Annotated in this window: 10 protein-coding genes; 4 read left to right on the top strand and 6 right to left on the bottom strand. The window is 71.6% G+C overall.

Translation table 11 applies throughout. The features are described 5' to 3' along the window. Nucleotides 1–142: 142 nt before the first annotated feature. Nucleotides 143–1000 (top strand): hypothetical protein, encoded by an 858-nt coding sequence (locus tag WHN02_RS08880; RefSeq protein WP_434742890.1) that lies wholly within the window; start codon nt 143–145, stop codon nt 998–1000. 188 nt (nt 1001–1188) lie between these two features. Here the strand turns inward: WHN02_RS08880 and WHN02_RS08885 are convergent, their stop codons facing one another. Both WHN02_RS08885 and xseA read right to left on the bottom strand, forming a co-directional pair. Further along, entirely contained in the window at nt 1189–1410 is a 222-nt protein-coding gene (locus WHN02_RS08885) for an exodeoxyribonuclease VII small subunit (protein ID WP_434742891.1), read from the bottom strand. A 49-nt stretch (nt 1411–1459) separates the two neighbouring features. Beyond that, nucleotides 1460–2677, bottom strand: coding sequence for an exodeoxyribonuclease VII large subunit (gene xseA, locus WHN02_RS08890; RefSeq protein WP_434742892.1), 1218 nt, complete (start codon nt 2675–2677; stop codon nt 1460–1462). 112 nt (nt 2678–2789) lie between these two features. Between xseA and WHN02_RS08895 the strand changes: the two genes are divergently transcribed. Further along, nucleotides 2790–3782 (top strand): 4-hydroxy-3-methylbut-2-enyl diphosphate reductase, encoded by a 993-nt coding sequence (locus WHN02_RS08895; protein WP_434742893.1) that lies wholly within the window; start codon nt 2790–2792, stop codon nt 3780–3782. Nucleotides 3783–3840: 58 nt separating this feature from the next. After that, nucleotides 3841–4320 carry a hypothetical protein gene (locus tag WHN02_RS08900; RefSeq protein WP_434742894.1) on the top strand — a complete coding sequence of 160 codons (480 nt, stop codon included), beginning with the start codon at nt 3841–3843 and terminating at the stop codon, nt 4318–4320. Nucleotides 4321–4520: 200 nt separating this feature from the next. Here the strand turns inward: WHN02_RS08900 and WHN02_RS08905 are convergent, their stop codons facing one another. Further along, a complete protein-coding gene (locus WHN02_RS08905; protein ID WP_434742895.1) occupies nt 4521–7802 on the bottom strand; it encodes a S8 family serine peptidase in 3282 nt (1093 codons plus the stop codon). 163 nt (nt 7803–7965) lie between these two features. Continuing rightward, the gene (locus WHN02_RS08910) at nt 7966–9138 is read right to left on the bottom strand and encodes a DNA recombination protein RmuC (protein WP_434742896.1); all 1173 of its coding nucleotides are present in this window, start codon (nt 9136–9138) and stop codon (nt 7966–7968) included. A gap of 118 nt (nt 9139–9256) precedes the next feature. Here WHN02_RS08910 and WHN02_RS08915 point away from each other — a divergent pair, with 118 nt between their 5' ends. Continuing rightward, the gene (locus WHN02_RS08915) at nt 9257–10030 is read left to right on the top strand and encodes a hypothetical protein (RefSeq protein WP_434742897.1); all 774 of its coding nucleotides are present in this window, start codon (nt 9257–9259) and stop codon (nt 10028–10030) included. 71 nt (nt 10031–10101) lie between these two features. On the opposite strand, the gene ppc is transcribed toward WHN02_RS08915, so the two are convergent. Both ppc and WHN02_RS08925 read right to left on the bottom strand, forming a co-directional pair. Next, on the bottom strand, nt 10102–12888 hold the full coding sequence (gene ppc / locus WHN02_RS08920; RefSeq protein ID WP_434742898.1) for a phosphoenolpyruvate carboxylase: 2787 nt from the start codon (nt 12886–12888) through the stop codon (nt 10102–10104). A gap of 422 nt (nt 12889–13310) precedes the next feature. Beyond that, nucleotides 13311–17303, bottom strand: coding sequence for a ThuA domain-containing protein (locus WHN02_RS08925; RefSeq protein ID WP_434742899.1), 3993 nt, complete (start codon nt 17301–17303; stop codon nt 13311–13313). Between the last annotated feature and the right edge of the window lie 20 nt (nt 17304–17323).

Genomic DNA, 17323 nt, shown 5'->3' on the forward strand with positions numbered 1-17323 from the left:
AGCCGACGACAGGGAACAGAAGGTACGGAGCCCACCGGTTGCGTACCGCCGGCCGGAGGGCCGTGGCCGGGGTGGAAGCACACCCCGGCGGCACACCTCCGGCGACCTCGCGGGCCGGACTACCCACCTGGAGAGGTACCCCGTGACGATTCGGCGCTTCAGCACGGCGGTCTTCGCCGCCGCCCTCCTCACCCCCGCCCTGGCCGCCTGCACCGGCACCGACACCGCCGAGCCCGGTGCCTCGGCGACCCCGACCGCCTCCGGTAGCGCCGCGCCCGACCCGTCCGGCGGCCCGACCGGCGCGACCGACGCCGACGCCAAGCAGGCGCTGCTGGCCTCGACGAACGAGATCAAGAACGGCAACTTCACGTTCACCATGTCCGGTGGCGGGTCGACCGCCGAGGGACAGGTGCACGAACCGAGCCAGAGCGCGCAGATGAAGGTCACCCTCGGCGAGGCGGGGTCCGACCTGATGGTCGTCCTCGACATCGTCCACGTGAAGCCGGAGAGCTGGGTGAAGGCGGAGGTCGGCGGCCGCAACGCACCACGGCTGTCGGAGATCCGTGACGTCGACCTGAGCAAGTACCAGCGCCTGGACCAGACCAAGATCCAAAATGACCGCAACCTCGGCTTCGACTTCGACAAGCTCGACCCGGCGGGCAGCGAGGTGATCACGCAGAGCATGACCGAGGTACGGCGGGAGGGCGACGGCAGCTACGCCGGCACCATCGACCTGACCAAGGCCGCCGAGGCCGGCTCCCTCGACGACGGACTGGTGGCCCAGATCGGCCCGGAGGTCCGCACCGTGCCCTTCACCGCCCGCCTGGACCCGCAGGGCCGGCTCAGCGAACTGGCCATCCAGATCGCCGACACCGGCGAGGGGCGCGCCGAGGAGGTGAAGGTGACCTACTCGGACTACGGCAACGCCACCGCCGCCCAGAAGCCACCGGCGGACCAGGTCCAGGAGGCACCGGAGGCGCTGTACAGCCTCTTCCGGTGACCTGAGGAGATCCTGCGCGGGACCCGACAGCTGTCGGGTCCCGCGTCGCGTCCACGGGCCGCCCGACGGACGGGGGGTCGGCGGGTCCGACCCCGACCCCCGTCATGCCTGAGCGGGACCGCGGCACCGACCGGGTCGGATGTCATGCGAGGTGGCCGGGGCGGCCGGAGAGGGCCGGGAGTCGGCGGTCAGGAGTCGGTGGTCTGGCGGACGGCGTCGATCCGGGCCCGAGCCCCGTCCAGGCGACGCTGGCAGATCGCGGCCAGCGCCTCACCGCGCTCCCAGAGCGTCAACGACTCCTCCAGTGACGTGCCGCCGGCCTCCAGCCGCTCGACCACCGTGGCCAGCTCGGCCCGGGCCTGCTCGTAGCTGAGCCGCTCGTCCGGCCCGGCCTTCTTCTCGTCGCTCATCGGTCCCATCTCAGCACACCCCTGTGACGAACCGGCGGTGGCGCGGTCCTCAGTCGTCGACGGTGGCGGCCAGCTCTCCCTCGGCGAGGCGTACCCGCAGCTGGTCGCCCGGGCCGACCTCGGAGGCGGCGCGGACGACGTGACCGTCACCGCGCTGGACGATGGCGTACCCCCGGTCGAGGGTGGCCGCCGGGGAGAGACCGCGCAGCCGGGCCACCGTGTGCCGCAGGTCGTCACCGGCGGCGGCCAGTCGGTGGTCCAGACATCTGTCGGCCCGTTGACGCAGCGCGGTCACCTCCGTCACCCGCTGGTCGACCATCACCTGAGGGCGGGCCAGCACCGGACGGCTCCGCAGCGACTCCACGCGGTGCCGCTCCCGGTCCAGCAGGTTGCCGACCGCCCGTTCCAGCCGGGACCGGGCCTGCCCGATGAGGCGCACCTCCTCGGTGAGGTCCGGGACGATCCGCTTGGCCGCGTCGGTGGGGGTGGAGGCGCGTACGTCGGCGACGTAGTCGACCAGCGGCGCGTCGGTCTCGTGGCCGATGGCGCTGACCACCGGGGTCCGGCAGGCGAACACCGCCCGACAGAGCGCCTCGTCGGAGAAGGGGAGGAGGTCCTCGATGCTGCCACCGCCCCGGGCCAGGACGATCACCTCGACCCCCGGATCGGCGTCGAGGACCCGCAACGCGTCGACGATCTGCGGTACCGCACCCGGACCCTGGACCGCCACGTTGACGGTGCGGAAGTCCACCGCCGGCCACCGCCGCCGGGCGTTGGTCAGGACGTCCCGCTCGGCCGCCGAGGCCCGGCCGGTGATCAGACCCACCCGACCCGGCAGGAACGGGGGTCGTCGTTTGCGGTTGCGGTCGAACAGCCCCTCGGCGGCGAGCAGCTTCTTGAGCTTCTCCAGTCGGGCCAGCAGCTCACCGAGCCCCACCTGCCTGATCTCGTCCGCGCGGAGGCTCAGCGTGCCCCGGGCGGCGTAGAACTCCGGCTTGGCGTGCATCACCACCCGGGCACCCTCACGCAGCTCCGGCGCCCCGGCGTCGAGGACGTCCCGGTTGGTGGTGACGGTGAGGCTCAGATCCGCCGACGGGTCCCGCAGGGTGAGGAAGACGGTGCTCGCCCCCGGGCGCCGACTGATCTGCGCCACCTGCCCGTCCACCCAGACCCAGCCGAGTCGGGCGATCCAGGCGCCGACCTTCTGGCTGACCACTCGGACCGGCCAGGGCTCCTCGGCACTGCTCTTCGCACCCGACTCAGCCATCCACCCACCCTAGAACCACCCGCCGACATCCCCGACCGCCACTCCCACCGGGTACGGGGCTGGGGAACGCCGGAGGAACGGGGGTGGGTGGAACGGCACGTACGATGGTCGGGTGAGCGAGGCTGAGGCGACCCCCAAGACCGGCAAGCGCGTACTCCTGGCCAACCCCCGTGGTTACTGCGCGGGCGTGGACCGGGCGGTGCAGACCGTGGAGGAGGCGCTCAAGCTCTACGGTGCCCCGATCTACGTCCGCAAGCAGATCGTGCACAACAAACACGTGGTGCAGACCCTGGAGGCCCGGGGCGCGATCTTCGTGGAGGAGAACGAGGAGGTGCCCGAGGGCGCCACGGTGATCTTCTCCGCGCACGGCGTGGCACCCGAGGTCCACGAGCAGGCCCGGGCCCGCTCGCTGAAGGCGATCGACGCGACCTGCCCCCTGGTGACCAAGGTCCACCACGAGGCGCGCCGGTTCGCCGCCGACGACTACGACATCCTGCTCATCGGCCACGAGGGGCACGAGGAGGTCATCGGCACCGCCGGTGAGGCCCCCGCCCACATCCAGCTGGTGGACGGCCCGGACGACGTCGAGAACGTCACCGTCCGGGACCCGGAGAAGGTCGTCTGGCTCTCCCAGACCACCCTGTCGGTCGACGAGACGCTGGAGACCGTCGCCCGGCTCAAGAAGCGGCTGCCGCTGCTCCAGTCGCCCCCGAGCGACGACATCTGCTACGCCACCTCCAACCGCCAGCACGTGGTCAAGGAGATCGCCGCCGAGTGCGACGTGGTGATCGTGGTCGGATCCCGCAACTCCTCCAACTCCGTACGCCTGGTCGAGGTGGCCCTGGACGCCGGGGCCCGCGCCGGCCACCTCGTCGACTTCGCCCACGAGATCGAGGACGCCTGGCTGACGGGGGCGGACACCGTCGGCGTGACCTCGGGGGCCAGCGTGCCGGACGAGCTGGTGCAGCAGGTCCTCGCCCACCTCGCCGAGCGCGGGTTCGCCGACGTCCAGGAGATCACCACTGCGGACGAGCGGCTGACCTTCTCGTTGCCGCAGGAGTTGAAGCGGGACATGAAGGCCGCCGCTGCCGCCGCCCGGGGCTGATCCCGGTGCCGCAGCCGTCGGCGGGAACGGATCGGTGCGGGGTCCCGTCGGATCGGGTATGAGGAAATTCCGGATCGTCGTCTGCGCGTTGGTCGCCTGCACGCTGCTCAGCGCCTGTGCGGGTGACCCGGCCGACGACCAGCCCTCCGCCCCCGCGTCGACGACGGGAGAGACACCGGTGCCCACCGACCCCTCCGACCCGAGCGACCCGCCCGTCTCCCCGACCCCGGTCGACCCCACGGATCCGAGTACGCCGAGCGCGCCGGCCGACCCGACCGGGCGCCCCTCCGCCGGGGACCCCGGACGGCCGGGCGGAAGCGCCGCCCCGAAACCGGGCACCACCACCCTGACCGGCAGGGTCGGGGCCGGCGTGGAGCCGGGGTGCCTCCTCCTCGACGGGTATCTCCTGGTCGGCGGGGACACGTCGGTGCTCAGGCCCGGCGCCCGGGTGACCGTCACGGGGAAGGTCGAGGAGGGGCTGATGACCACCTGCCAGCAGGGCACCCCGTTCGTCGTGTCGACCGCCCGCCCGGCCTGACCGCGTCGGGAACTGCCGTCCGTCCGGCCTGACCGCGTCGGACCTGTCGCCCGTCCGGCCTGACCGCCCGGTCTCGTCGTCCGCTCAATCGCGACACCGGCTCCGGGCGGGCCGTCTCGGCCGGTGACAGACGGCGGAGCCCGTCCCCGAGTCCTCGGGGACGGGCTCCGCTCATCCGGTCGGGGGTGGAGCGGACCGGATCAGTTCACCGCGTGGATGGCGACGGCGCCTCGGCCGACGACGGCACCCTCGGTGGTCACCACGTTCAGCTCACCCTGCAACTCCCGGCCGGCAGCCGGGGTGGCGAGGGCGGTCACCGTACCGGTGAGGGTGGCGGTGGCGCCGTGCCGCAGGACGAGCGGGGTGGTCGGCGCGGTCAGCGAGCCCAGCGACGCCGCCGAGAACGAGTCCCGGTAGTCGTACGCGGTGCTGGTGCCCGGCCCGTCGACCGAGTAGCCGTCCACCACGACCCGGTAGCTGCCCGGCTGCGGGTTGGTGAGGGTCACCGCCTCCTCGGAGTCGCCGTCGGCCTGCTGGCCGACCAGGGTGTTGCCCCGGTAGACACTCAGGTCCAGGTCGGCGCCCGGGTTGGCGGTGTTGCCGATCCGGGCGGTGAAGGTGCTCGCCCCGGCCGGCACCTCGACGGTGAACTCCTGCTGCCCGCCGTCTGCGATGGTGGGCCGTTCGGTGTGGACGCTGGCCAGCGGGCCACCCCTGCCGGTCACCGGGACCGGGCCGAAGGTGTTCGTCAGCTCCCAGCTCACCGGGGTCGGGGTACCGGCGGTGACGCTGGGCAGGTCGACCACGGCCGGGGAGACCGCGACGCCCTGCACCCGGGCCTGCAACCGGAACGGGTTGTTCAACGCCGGTGAGGTACGCCGCGACTCGACCTCGATCTCCCAGACCCCCGGGATCGGGTTCGGGTAGTCCCGCTCCTGCGGCTTGCACACGTTCGGGTCGGAGAAGTTGGTGAAGCACAGGGTGCTCGCCGTGCCCTCCGTCGGCACCCCGTACGGGTTGATCGCGATGAACCGGGTCTGCGAACCGGTGGCGATGCCCGAGAGGTTCACCTGCAACGCCCCGGCCCCCGGCGGCACCGTGACGAAGTAGGAGGTGTAGCCGTTGCGGTCGACCGAGCCCTCGGCCGAGAAGGAGAAGTTCGGCTGCTTCGTCTCGTTGGCGGCGACCACGACGGTGGCGACCTCGAAGTCCACCACCGAGGTGTTCGGGTCGTCGATCGTCATCAGCGCGCCGTGCACCCCGGCGGTGCCCGGCTTGGCGGTGACCGGGATGGTGACCGGCTGGTTCAGCGGCAGCGACACCTGCTTGCGGGTACGGAAGGTGCCGTTGTCGCCCTCGAACGAGACCTCGTGGGGGATGCCCCGGGCCGGTCCGCTGGTCCGGGTGAGGGTGACCTCGTACGTCTTGGCCTGGTTGACCTTCTGGCCACCGTCGGCCACCGCACACCTGTTGTAGACGCCGGCACCCCGGTGCGGGTTCGGCACGAAGGCGCCCAGGTCGCTGTCGTACCGGCTCAGGCTGGCCGACAGCGGGGTGCAGACCGGGGCGTCGGAGACGTACGAACGGGTCTCCACACCCTCGTCGAGCAGCTCCCACGCGCCGGTCACGTCGAACATGCCGTAACCCTGCGCGTACGTCGGGACGCCCTCGATCGGGTTCGCCGAGGTGTAGACGGCCCGGCGCAGCGCGGCCGGGGTGACCCCCTTGTCGGTCGCCTTGGCGGCCGACAGCAGCAGGGCCGCGGCCCCGGCGGCCTGCGGAGAGGCCATCGAGGTGCCGTTGAGCATCTGGTAGCCCGGGGGCAGCGGGTAGCCCGCCTCCGGCACCGGGGAACCGGCCTGCCAGAGCGGCGTGGTGGAGATCGCCGAACCGGGGGCGGCGATGTTGGGCTTGAACCCGCCGTCCTCGCGGGGGCCGCGCGAGGAGAAGTTGAACAGCGCGTTCTCCTTGCGGACCACCGACCCGTAGTTGGCCAGCCAGGTGTCCTTGCTGATGCTGGCCGCGACGCTGACCACGTTGCCGGCCACCGACGGGTCGCCGACGGTGTTCAGGCCGGGGCCGGAGTTGCCGGCGGAGATGAACATCTGGACGCCGTAGATGTCGATCAGGTCGTTGTAGAGCTGGGCGCGGGCGTTGGCGCCGTCGTTGAGGGTGGGCAGGCCACCGATCGACATGTTGACCACGTCGACCTTGCGGTTGACGACCAGGTCGACCATGCCGGTGGTGAGCGCGGCGGCGGTGCACCCGCCACTCCACGAGCAGGCCCGGGAGGAGACCAGCTTCGCCCCGGGGGCGGCACCGTCGAAGGCGCTGTTGCCCAGCATGTCGTTGGCGGCGGTGATCCCGGCGACGTGGGTGCCGTGGGCGCTGGAGACGATCCCGATGTTGACGAAGTCGACGGGTCCGATGCTGGTGGGCACGGCCTTGCGGTACTCCACCACGAACGGGGTCTGCTCACGGACGGGGGTGGCCGGGTTGTCGGTGCCGAAGTGGCCGACCTGGAACTGCTCCCGGTAGGGGCGGAACTTCTCGTTCGCGGAGAAGACCTGGTCGGAGTTGGCGTCGACCCAGATGTCGTTGGTCCCCGGGTGGAACAGCACACCGAAGGTGTCGGTGGTGTCGCCGTCGCGGTTGACGTCGCCACGGTGGTCGGTGGCGGCGGTGATCGCCTCGCTGAACCTGTTGAACCGGTAGGTCCCGGCCGGGGCCGTCCAGGTCGTACCGGCGGCGGTGAAGGTGGGTCCGGTGACCTCGGTGGTCATCGGCCGCCAGCTGGCGTCCTCCAGCGGGTCGGTGGCGGTGACCCAGTCGGCGATCTTCCGCTCTCCGGTGGTGGTCTGCTGGAGCGCGGGGTGGTCGAGGTCCACACCGGAGTCCATGATGCCGATCGTCACGCCCCGGCCGTCCCACTGCGGGTTGGCGGCCTTGAAGGCCTCCGCCCCGGTCTCGTGCGTCGGCATGTACGGGTTGACGCCGGGGGTGTCCGCGTCCGGCCCGGCGAGGGTGGCACCCTGGGCTGCGGCGACGGTCCCGTCCGGGGCCCGCTCCGGGGCCGGGTCGGGGAGCCTGATCTCCTCGTCGAGGTCCACTGCGGCGACCCCGGGCAGGGTGGCGGCCTTGAGGACCTGGCCGGTCGGGACCGTGGCCAGGACGTACCCGACCCTGTCGTACTGCTGGCTGACCGAGCCGCCGAGTCGGCGGACGCCGTCGGCGACCTTCTTCGCGGCACCCTTGTCGGCGGCCACGATCAGGGTCACGGTCGGGGCCTTCTCGGCCTCGGCCTGGGCCAGCAGTCTGGCGTCGTGCGGGCCGAGCGTCTCGGCGGCGGTGGCCGGTGAGCCGTCGGCGGGCGCGGCGCTCGCGGTGGTGGCGCCGGCCACCACGGAGATCGCGCCGGCCGCCAGGACCGATGCGACGAAGGCGGCGGAGGTACGCCGACTCCTGATGCGGGGTTTGCTCACGTTCGGTATCCCCCAGGAAGGTGGAAGGCCCCGGGTACGCCGGGGCGCACGTGAGCGACATACTTCGTTGTTTCAGTCGTCGATGTCCACTACTCGGTAGTACGTTGTGACCAGGTCGTGACTTTCCGCGCCGGATGGTCCTACCCCGACCGTGCCGACCCCGTCAGTGATCGACGGACGTGGACGGCCCGGTCCGCGCCCGTTCGACCAGTTCGGGCGCCTGCGGCTGGCGGGGGGCCAGCTCGACCTGCGCCGGAACGGCGAGATCCTGATCGGACACCCCCAGCTCGGCGAGCTTGCGCGCACTGACCAGCACCCGGGCCTCCAGGCTGCCGACCGCCCTGTTGTAAGCGGTCACCGCCGAACCCAGCGACGAACCCAACCTCCCGACGTGGTCGCCGAGGGTGGACAGTCGTCCGTACAGCTCGCGGGCGAGCGAGTGCACCGCCACCGCGTTGCGCGCCAGGGCCTCCTGCCGCCACGAGTAGGCCACCGTCCGCAGCAGCGCCACCAGGGTGGCCGGGGTGGCCAGCACCACGTTGCGGGCGAAGGCGTGCTCCAGCAGGCTCGGGTCCCGCTGCAACGCCACGTCGAGGAACGGGTCGGCCGGCACGAACAGCACCACGAACTCCGGGGTGCTGTCGAACGCCGACCAGTACGCCTTCGCCGCCAACGAGTCCACGTGCGACCGGAGCTGCTTCGCGTGCCTGTCCAGGTGGCCGCCGCGCCCCTTCTCGTCGCGGTCCTCCATCGCGGTCAGGTACGCGTCGAACGGCACCTTCGCGTCCACCACCACGCTGCGTCCACCGTGCAGCCGGACCACCAGGTCCGGGCGTACCCCCCGATGGTCGGTCGCGGCGGTCACCTGCTCGTCGAAGTCGCAGTGCTCCAGCATCCCCGCCGCCTCCACGATCCGGCGCAGCTGGTGCTCACCCCACCGCCCCCGGACCTGGGGGGCGCGCAGCGCCGCCACCAGCTGTTTCGTCTCGGTCCGCAGCTCGCCGGAGACAGTCCCCATGGCCCGGACCTGTTCCCGCAGTTCAGCGTAGGCGTCGACCCGGTCCCGTTCCAGCTCGGTGACGCGGTTCTCGTACCGGCGGAGGGTGTCGTGCAGCGGGGCGACCGCCCGGGCCACCGCCTCCTGCGACTGGGCTGTCGCCTCGTAGCTCAACGCCCGCATCGACTGCTCCAACCGGCCCTCACCCTCCCTGGTGGCGGCGAGGGTCGCCTCCAGTCGGGCGATGTCGGCGGCGGCTCGGCTGCGGGCCGCGTACCACCCCACCGCCGCCCCGGCACCCAGGCAGACGACGACCACGGCCAGCGTCGAGAACTCCATCCCCGCAGCTTGCCAAACCACCCCGCTCCCCGCCCGTCTCCGCACCCGGGGAAGGGCTTGTGATCATCAGTAGGCTGCGGCACGGGCAGGCGTGGCGGGTTCCGGGTACCGTCGGAGTATGGAATTTCTGCTGGTGATCGTGCTGGTGGCCCTGCTCGGTGGTGGCTTCCTGTGGTGGAGGCGCGAGAAAGCCGCCCGACAGGTTCGCGAGCTGGCCGACGTGCGCGCCGACGCTCAGCGTTGGTACGAGCGCCTCGGTGGTCAGGTGATGAACCTGCAGGGCGACGAGCCGGCGGTCCGCCAGGCCCTCGTCGACGCCGGTGAGCGGTACAACGCCGCCGGGAGCCAGCTCGAACAGGCACGTACCGTGCAGCAGTTCCGGCTGGCCCGGGAGACGGCCCTGGAGGGGCTGGCCTACGTCCGGGCGGCCCGGACCGCGCTCGGCATCGACCCGGGGCCGGACCTGCCCCCGCTGGCCGCCGCGCAGGGTGCGGGGCAGTTGACCAAGGAACGCGAGGTCAACGTCCAGGGGCAGACCTTCAAGGCTGGCCCGCAGCCGGGCCAGGACACCCCCTACTACTACCCCGGTGGGCGGATGCAGGGACGGCCGGTGCCGGCCGGGTGGTACTCGACGCCCTGGTGGAAGACGGCGATGGGCGCGGGCGTCGGTGTGCTCGGCGGCATGCTGATCGCCGACGCGCTGCTGTCGCCGAGCTTCGGCGACCCGGGTTACGCCGCCGGCTACGAGGACGGCATGGACGCCGGTGGGGACATGGGCGACGGCGACTTCGCCACCGCCGGTGACCCGGGCGGCGGGGACTACGGCGGCGGCGACTTCGGTGGTGGTGACTTCGGCGGCGGCGACTTCGGGGGCGGTGACTTCGACTTCTGACCCGCTGCACCACGAAGGCGACGGCCGACCCGGGAACGGGTCGGCCGTCGCGCCTTTCGTCGTCGGTCCGGTCAGCCGGTGTTGCGCATCCCCGCGGCGATGCCGTTGACGGTGGTGAGCAGGGCCCGCTCCAGGGCCGTACCGTCGCTGGGGGCACGCCGACCACCGGGGGCGGTGACGACGGCCCGACCGGCGGCACCGGAGTCCCGGTACTGGCGCAGCAGCGCGACCTGAAGGTGGTGCAGCGGCTCCAGGTAGGTGTCCCGGACGGCGAGGGTGCGCTGGAGGACCGGCGAGTTGTCCAGCAGGTCGGGGCTGGAGGTGACAGCCAGGACCTCCCGCCGGGTCAGCTCGTACTCCGCCTCGATCTTGTCGAAGATCGGGTGGAGCTTCTTGGGGACCAGCGTCTCGACGTACCGGCGGGCGATGTCGAGGTCGGTCTTGGTCAGCATCATCTCGACGTTCGACAGGAACGTGCGGAAGAAGTGCCAGTTGCGGTACATCTCGGCGAGGACATCCGAGTGACCGGCCTCCCGGGCGGCGGCCAGTCCGGCGCCGACCCCGAACCAGCCGGGGACGATCTGCCGGGTCTGGGTCCAGCCGAAGACCCACGGGATGGCCCGCAGGCCGGAGAGCCCCGCACCGGTGTTGGGTCGCTTCGCCGGCCGGGACCCGATGTTGAGCTGGCCGAGCAGCTCGGTGGGGGTCGAGGCCCAGAAGTACGCGGGCAGGTCCGGGTCCTCCACCAGCGACCGGTAGGAGCGGTACGCCGAGGCGGAGACCGCGTCCATCGTCGCGTCCCAGCGCTCCAACATCTCGGCCGGCTGGCGGGGGGCGGTGTGCAGGAGGGTCGCCTGGAGCACCGCGGCGACAGTCAGTTCCAGGTTCTCCCGGGCCAGCGCGGGCAGGGTGTACTTGTCGGAGATGACCTCACCCTGCTCGGTGACCTTGATCGCGCCGTCCAGGGTGCCGTACGGCTGGGCCAGGATCGCGTCGTGGGTGGGTCCACCACCCCGACCGACGGTGCCGCCCCGGCCGTGGAAGAGCCGCAGGTGTACGCCGTGCCGGGCGGCCACGTCCCGCAGCGCCCGCTGGGCGCGGTGGATGGACCACTGGCTGGTGGTGATGCCGGCCTCCTTGTTCGAGTCGGAGTAGCCCAGCATCACCTCCTGGACGTCTCCCCGCGCCGTGACCAGGGCCCGGTACGCGGGCAGCGACAGCAGCTCGTCGAGGAGTTCACCGCCGGCGTCCAGCTCGGCAGGGGTCTCCAGCAGCGGTACGAACCCGATCCGGGCGCGCCCGGAGTGCACGTCGACGAGCCCCGCCTCGCGGGCCAGCACCACGGCGGCGAGGACGTCGTCGACGCCGAGGGTCATCGAGATGATGTACGACTCGATCACCTCGTTGCCGAACCGGTCCTGCGCCTCGCGGATGGTGGTGAAGACGTCGAAGGTCTTGCGGGCACCCTCGGTCAGCGGGATGTCGACGGCGGCCAGCGGACGGCGTCCGGTCAGCTCGTCGCCGAGCAGCTTGGTCCGCTCCAGCCGGGTCAGCGCCGGGTAGTCGGTGACCTCGCCGACGGCGTCGTAGAACTGGGCGAGGACGGCGTGGTGCGCCTCGGCGTGCTCACGGACGTCCATGGTGGCCAGGTGCAGCCCGAACGCGGAGACCGTGCGGATGGTGGTGGCGAGTCGGCCCACGGCGGTGAGCTGGCCGGAGTTGCGGGCCAGTGAGGCACGCAGCAGCTCCAGGTCGGCGATCAGTTCAGCGCTGCCCCGGTAGTCCCGACCCGGGACGTGCGGGGTGGCCTGCCGGAGTCGGGCCCGGGTGTTGGCCAGCTTCGCCCGGACGCACCGGGCCTTGAGCCGGTACGGCTCCTCGGCGTTGACCCGCCGGAACCGGGGGGCCACCTCGGGGAGGGCGTCGAGGTCGGCGGCGAGGCTGGCGGAGAGGTCCAGTGACACCCCGCGCAGTCGGCGGGAGACCGAGACCTCGTTGATCAGGGCTTCCATGGCCGCCTCGGTGGCGGCGATGCCGTGCTCGTGCTGGATGGTCAGCACCTCGCGGGTGACCAGCGGGGTGACGAACGGGTTGCCGTCCCGGTCGCCGCCGATCCAGGTGCCGAAGGTGAGCGGCCTGGCGGTCGGGGAGGTCTCCACCCCGAGGGTGCGCAGCGTCTCGGCGAGGTCGCCGAGGACCTGGGGGGCGGCCTCGGCGTACAGGTCGCGGAGATAGTAGATGGCGTTGCGGGCCTCGTCGGTCGGGTCGGGCCGGTCCAGCCGCAACTCGTCGGTCTGCCACATCAGGTCGAGCACCTCGGCGAGGCGGCGGTTGGCCGGACCCTCGTCGCTGGCCCCGTAGAGGATGGCGTTGGAGGTCTCGGTGTCGAGCTCGTCGGCGACGGTGCGCAGCTTCGACAGGATCGACCGGCGGGCCGCCTCGGTGGGGTGGGCGGTGAAGACCGGCCGGACCGCGAGTCGGCGGGCCGCCGCGGCGATCTCCTCCGCCGGCACCCCCCGTTCGGCGATCATCTTGGCGGCCTGGTCCAGCCACCCGCCGTGCATGGCCCGGCGTCGCCGCAGGTCGCGGGCGCGGTGCACCTGTTCGGTGATGTTCGCCAGGTGGAAGTAGGTGGAGAAGGCGCGGGCCAGCTTGGTGCCGGTGGTGACGTCGAGCCCGCCGAGCCGCTGGGCGGCGGCCGGGGCGTCGGACCGTACCTGGGCGCGGATCTCCTCGACCAGGTCGAGCAGGGGGCGCCCCTCCTGCCGGGCGAGGGTCTGGCCGAGCAGGGTGCCGAGGCGACGGATGTCGGCCCGCAGGGCGGCGTCGGGGCCGTCGTGGTCGTGCTGGTCGGTCACGATGCGCTCCTCACGAGAGTACGAAGGACAGCGCTGTCCGACTTCCCCTGATCGTATCCGCGCCACCCCTTCGGAGAGGAGGGACCCCTTCAGAACGCCCTCGGTGGAGGGAGGTGTCCCGTCGGGGACCCGACCCGGTCCGGGGGCTGCGACGTGGCATGTTTGTGCTGGTGGGCGGGGGTATGAGGGTGTCGTCTGTCGGATCCGCAACGATTCACGTGATCCAGCCCACCCCCACGGGCCGGGGTCCCCGCGCCGTGCCCGGACACCTCTCGATCGGGCGCCTGTGGAGCTGCCCCCACAGCCGGGGCAGGCCCGAGCAGACGGGTGCGGGCCGACCGGACGGGGCCGCCCGGGGCGGGATGGGAGCCGCCCGGCGCGGGCGGTACGGGAGGTCTCCCGTACCGCCGCGCCGGTTCGGGTCAGAGCGCGCGGACCCGGATGTCCCGGAAGTCCATCACGTCACTGTTGCCGTGGTTCTGCAACCCGACGAACCCGCTGGTGAACTGCCGCAGGTCGGTCGGTGGGTCGCCCGCCCGGGACGACTGCTTCCCCGGGACGTTGTCGAACTCGTTGAGGACGACCCCGTTGCGGATGATCGTGTAGCGCTGCCCGACCACCCGGATCTCGTAGTCGTTCCACTGGCCCTTCGGGGTGGCCCCCGACCGGTCCAGCGTCAACGGCTGGAAGTTGTAGACCGAGCCGGTCTTCTGGGTCTCACCGGTGGCCCCGTCGTAGAGCTGGATCTCGTGACCGCACATGATCGCCACCCAGGCCTGGGAGGTGCGGGCCGAGCCGAGGGTGGAGCAGGCTCCCTCGGGCCGGTCCTCCAGCGGGGTCCGGGGGTCCGGGAACCGGACGAAGACCCCACTGTTGGCGCGGGTGGTGCCGGGGGAGGAGTCCCGGAACTTCATCTTGATCGAGTAGTCGGCCAACTCCTGGCCCGCGTACCAGAGCATGCCCATTCCGCCGATGCTGCGGATGGTGCCGTCGAGGTTCAGGGCGAAGGAGCCCCCGGGTGCCTGTCGCCAGTCAGCCAGGGAGTGCGCGGTCCCGTCGAAGATGGGCTGGTAACCGGGGGTACGACCGATCGGGGAGTCGACCCCGGCGGCCCGCAGGGTGGCGGCCTCCTCGTTGTTGATCACCCGGGTCTTGAGCAGGTGGTCGATCGCCTCGTCCAGGTGGGCGAGGAAGGACCCCTGGTTGGGCCAGGTCCGCTCGTCGTCGATGAGGTCGTTGACCGTGCAGCCACCGTTGGCCTTCCGGTTGGTCAGCCCGGTGTCGGTGTCGAGCAGCCACACGGTGGCCCGGGTGTCCGGGGCGACGCAGCCGGTGGTCACGTCGACGGTGCCGGTGGCGGTCGTACCGTCGGCGTAGGTGACCTTCACCGTGGCCTGGTACGAGCCGTGCGTGCGGTAGGTGTGGGTCGGGTGCGGCTGGGTCGAGCCCTTGGTGCCGTCGCCGAAGTCCCACTCCCAGGCCACCCCGCCGACCTTGTGACTGGAGAAGGCGACGGTCCGGTGGTTGCTGGTGGCCGTCACCCGGGCTGAGGCGTGGGCCGGGCCGGGGGTGGCCTCCCCGCCGGTGTAGACGATCCGGATCAGCTTCTGGTTGCCGTGCAGGCTGAAGAAGCCACCCGCGTAGTCGAGCATGTAGAGCGCGCCGTCCGGGCCGAACTTGGCGTCCATCCAGGACTGGAGCTGGGTGCCCCCGTTGCCGCCCGGGATGATGGCCCGGAGGTCCTCGGCGAAGGCCGGGGCCCCCTGCTCGGGCACGTTGGCCGGGTCGACGGTGACCGCCACCCGGTTGTTGGAGTTGGACTGGTCACCGATGAACCACTTGTTGTCCCAGTACGCCGGCCAGGCCACGCCGCTGTTCGTGTCGACCGTCGACCGGTGGTAGGTCGGGCCGTCCATCACCGCCTGGCCGCCACCGCGCAGCCACGGGCGGGTGAAGGTCTCCTCGCCGAGGACGTACGAGGGCAGCCCGCTGCCGTCGGTCCGGGTCGGGTAGACCGGGCCGCCGCCCTGCGGGGAGTACCAGATCATGCTGGGGCGGGACGGCGGGATGTCCACCAGACCCGTGTTGCGGGGCGAGGTGTTCTTGAGGTTGTCGCAGTCGTACCAGCCGGCCAGCACGCTGGCGTCGGTGTTGCTCCGGTCCCGGTACGGCTGGTTGTCGCCCATGCAGTACGGCCACCCCTGGTTACCGGCGGAGGTGATGATGGTGGCGTGCTCGTACTTCGCCGGGCCCAGCTCCGGGCTCGGGGCGGCGGCGTCCGGGCCGACCCAGGCGGCGGTCAGCCAGTTGTTGACCGGGTCCCAGTTGAGGCGGGAGATGTTCCGGACCCCCATCACGTAGATCTCCGGGAGGGTCTTGCCCCCGCCCTCCTCCTGCCCGGTGAAGAGGTTCCCCTCCGGGATGGTGTACGTGCCGTCGTCCTCCGGGTGGATCCGCAGGATCTTGCCGTCGTGGCTGTTGGTGTTGCCGGAGGTACGGCGGGCGTCCTGGAAGGAGATGCCCGCGTACTCCTGGGTCCAGTTGTTGCCGGAGTACCCGCTGGAGCCGCCGGAGGAGTTGGCGTCTCCGCTGCCGATGTAGAGGTTGCCCTCGTCGTCGAAGGCCATCCCGCCACCGGCGTGGCAGCAGCTGTGGATCTGGGTGTCCCAGCTCAGCAGGTCCTTGCGGGTGTCCTGGTCGATGGTGTCGGCCTGCTTGTCGTAGGTGAACCGGGAGACGGTCCGCTTGCCGACCCGGTTCTCCCGGTCGATGGACTCGTGCGGCATCCAGAACGCGTAGACCCAGCCGTTCTCGGCGAACTTCGGGTCGAGGGTGATGCCGATCAGGCCCTCTTCGTTCTTGACCAGCTCACTGCCGCTGCCCCGGTTGCCCATCACCGGGAGGGTGGTGAGGAGCTTGACCTGCTTGGTCTCCGGGTCCCACCGGTGGATGGTGCCGCAGCCCAGGCCCACGTTGGGGTTGTCCCAGCTGGCGATCGGGCCGGACGGGCAGGCCGCCTTGCCGATGTAGAAGACCGAGCCGTCCGGGGAGATCGTCAGCCCGTGCGGTTCGCCGATCTGGTCGAGCTGCCCGGAGGTGTTGGCGGTGGTGAGCCGCTCCACCCGGTAGTTGGCGGCGATCGTCGCCTGGCAGTCGCCCCGGACCGTGCCGGAGGTCCACTGGATCGCGCCGAGCAGGTGACTGCGGAACCGGGTGTCGGTGGTCCAGCTCTGCTCGGTACGTCCCATCCCGGTGTAGAAGGACCGGCCGCCGTCGTAGTCACGGCACCAGGAGATCGGGTGGAACGGACCGTTGCCGGCGAGCCCGGCGTCGTAGCTGGTCTCGTCGACCTGGGCGACGGTGTGTACCCGCCCGACGGGGCTCGGGTCCCAGTTGATCCACTGGTCGGACCGCTTCCAGGTCAGCGGGAGGCCCTCGTTGGCCGGGTGCTGCCTGTCGGTGACCTGGACCACCGCCTCCTGCACCTTGGTCTCCGGGGCCGCCGGGGCGTCCTTGCCGATCAGCCACAGCTCGGAGAGCTGGATCAGCGGCTCTCCACTGTTGGCGGTGATGTTCAGCCGGTAGTGCAGGAACGCCCGGTCGTTGTCGAAGGCGTACTGCCTGGTCTGGAACCGCTGGGGGAAGGTCTGCCCGGTCCGCCGGTCCAGGTCGGTCCAGGTCTGTCCGTCGTCGGAGCCCTGGAGGGTCCAGTCCCTCGGGTCCCGGCCGGCGGAGTCGTTGGCCGAGGAGAGGGCGTACCTGTTGATCACCTTCGGCTCGGCGAGCTTGCCGGCGAGCCAGCCGGTGTTGGTCCGGACCAGCCACTTGGTGCTGGTGGTGCCGTCGAAGGCGTGCTGGGCGGTCTCGTTCGGCGGGTTGTTGCCGCTGGCGGTCGCCTCCACCACCTTCTCTGCGGCGGGCAGACTGGGCGCGGGGCGGGTACCGATCAGACCGGTGAACCACTCCGACCCGGGCTGGGCGTACGCGGCGTCGTGGACGCCGACGAACCCGCCGCCACCCTTGACGTACGCCTGGAACGCCGCCTCCTGGTTGTCGTCGAGGGTCACCCCGTTGGCGGAGAGGAAGACGACGCTGCGGTACCGGGCCAGGTTGTCGGCGGTGAAGACGCTCGGGTCGTCGGAGGAGTGGACGTAGAAGCCGTTCTCGCTGCCCAGCCTCTTGATGATGTTGGTGGCCCGGCTGACCGGGTCGTTCTGGTCGGCGGCGGGACCGTGGAAGACCAGGACGTTCACCACCCGGCTGCCCCAGGTGGGGGGTGCCGCGCTGGCCGGCTCGGCGGCGGTCGGAACCACGCTGAGCAGGCCGGCGGTGAGGACGGCGGCGGAGGTCACGGCGAGGGCGCGGCGGGTGGAGGTACGCAGTCGGGTCAGACGGAAATGGCGTTTTTGGGCCATTTCTGCTCCTTCTGTGGACG

The organism is Micromonospora sp. SH-82 (assembly GCF_051132485.1).
Lineage (GTDB): Bacteria > Actinomycetota > Actinomycetes > Mycobacteriales > Micromonosporaceae > Micromonospora.

Bases quoted from the DNA above. Each gene is read 5' to 3' on its own strand.
- WHN02_RS08885 (WP_434742891.1), bottom strand. From the start codon at position 1,410: ATGAGCGACGAGAAGAAGGCCGGGCCGGACGAGCGGCTCAGCTACGAG.
- xseA (WP_434742892.1), bottom strand. From the start codon at position 2,677: ATGGCTGAGTCGGGTGCGAAGAGCAGTGCCGAGGAGCCCTGGCCGGTC.
- WHN02_RS08900 (WP_434742894.1), top strand. From the start codon at position 3,841: ATGAGGAAATTCCGGATCGTCGTCTGCGCGTTGGTCGCCTGCACGCTG.
- WHN02_RS08910 (WP_434742896.1), bottom strand. From the start codon at position 9,138: ATGGAGTTCTCGACGCTGGCCGTGGTCGTCGTCTGCCTGGGTGCCGGG.
- WHN02_RS08915 (WP_434742897.1), top strand. From the start codon at position 9,257: ATGGAATTTCTGCTGGTGATCGTGCTGGTGGCCCTGCTCGGTGGTGGC.
- WHN02_RS08925 (WP_434742899.1), bottom strand. From the start codon at position 17,303: ATGGCCCAAAAACGCCATTTCCGTCTGACCCGACTGCGTACCTCCACC.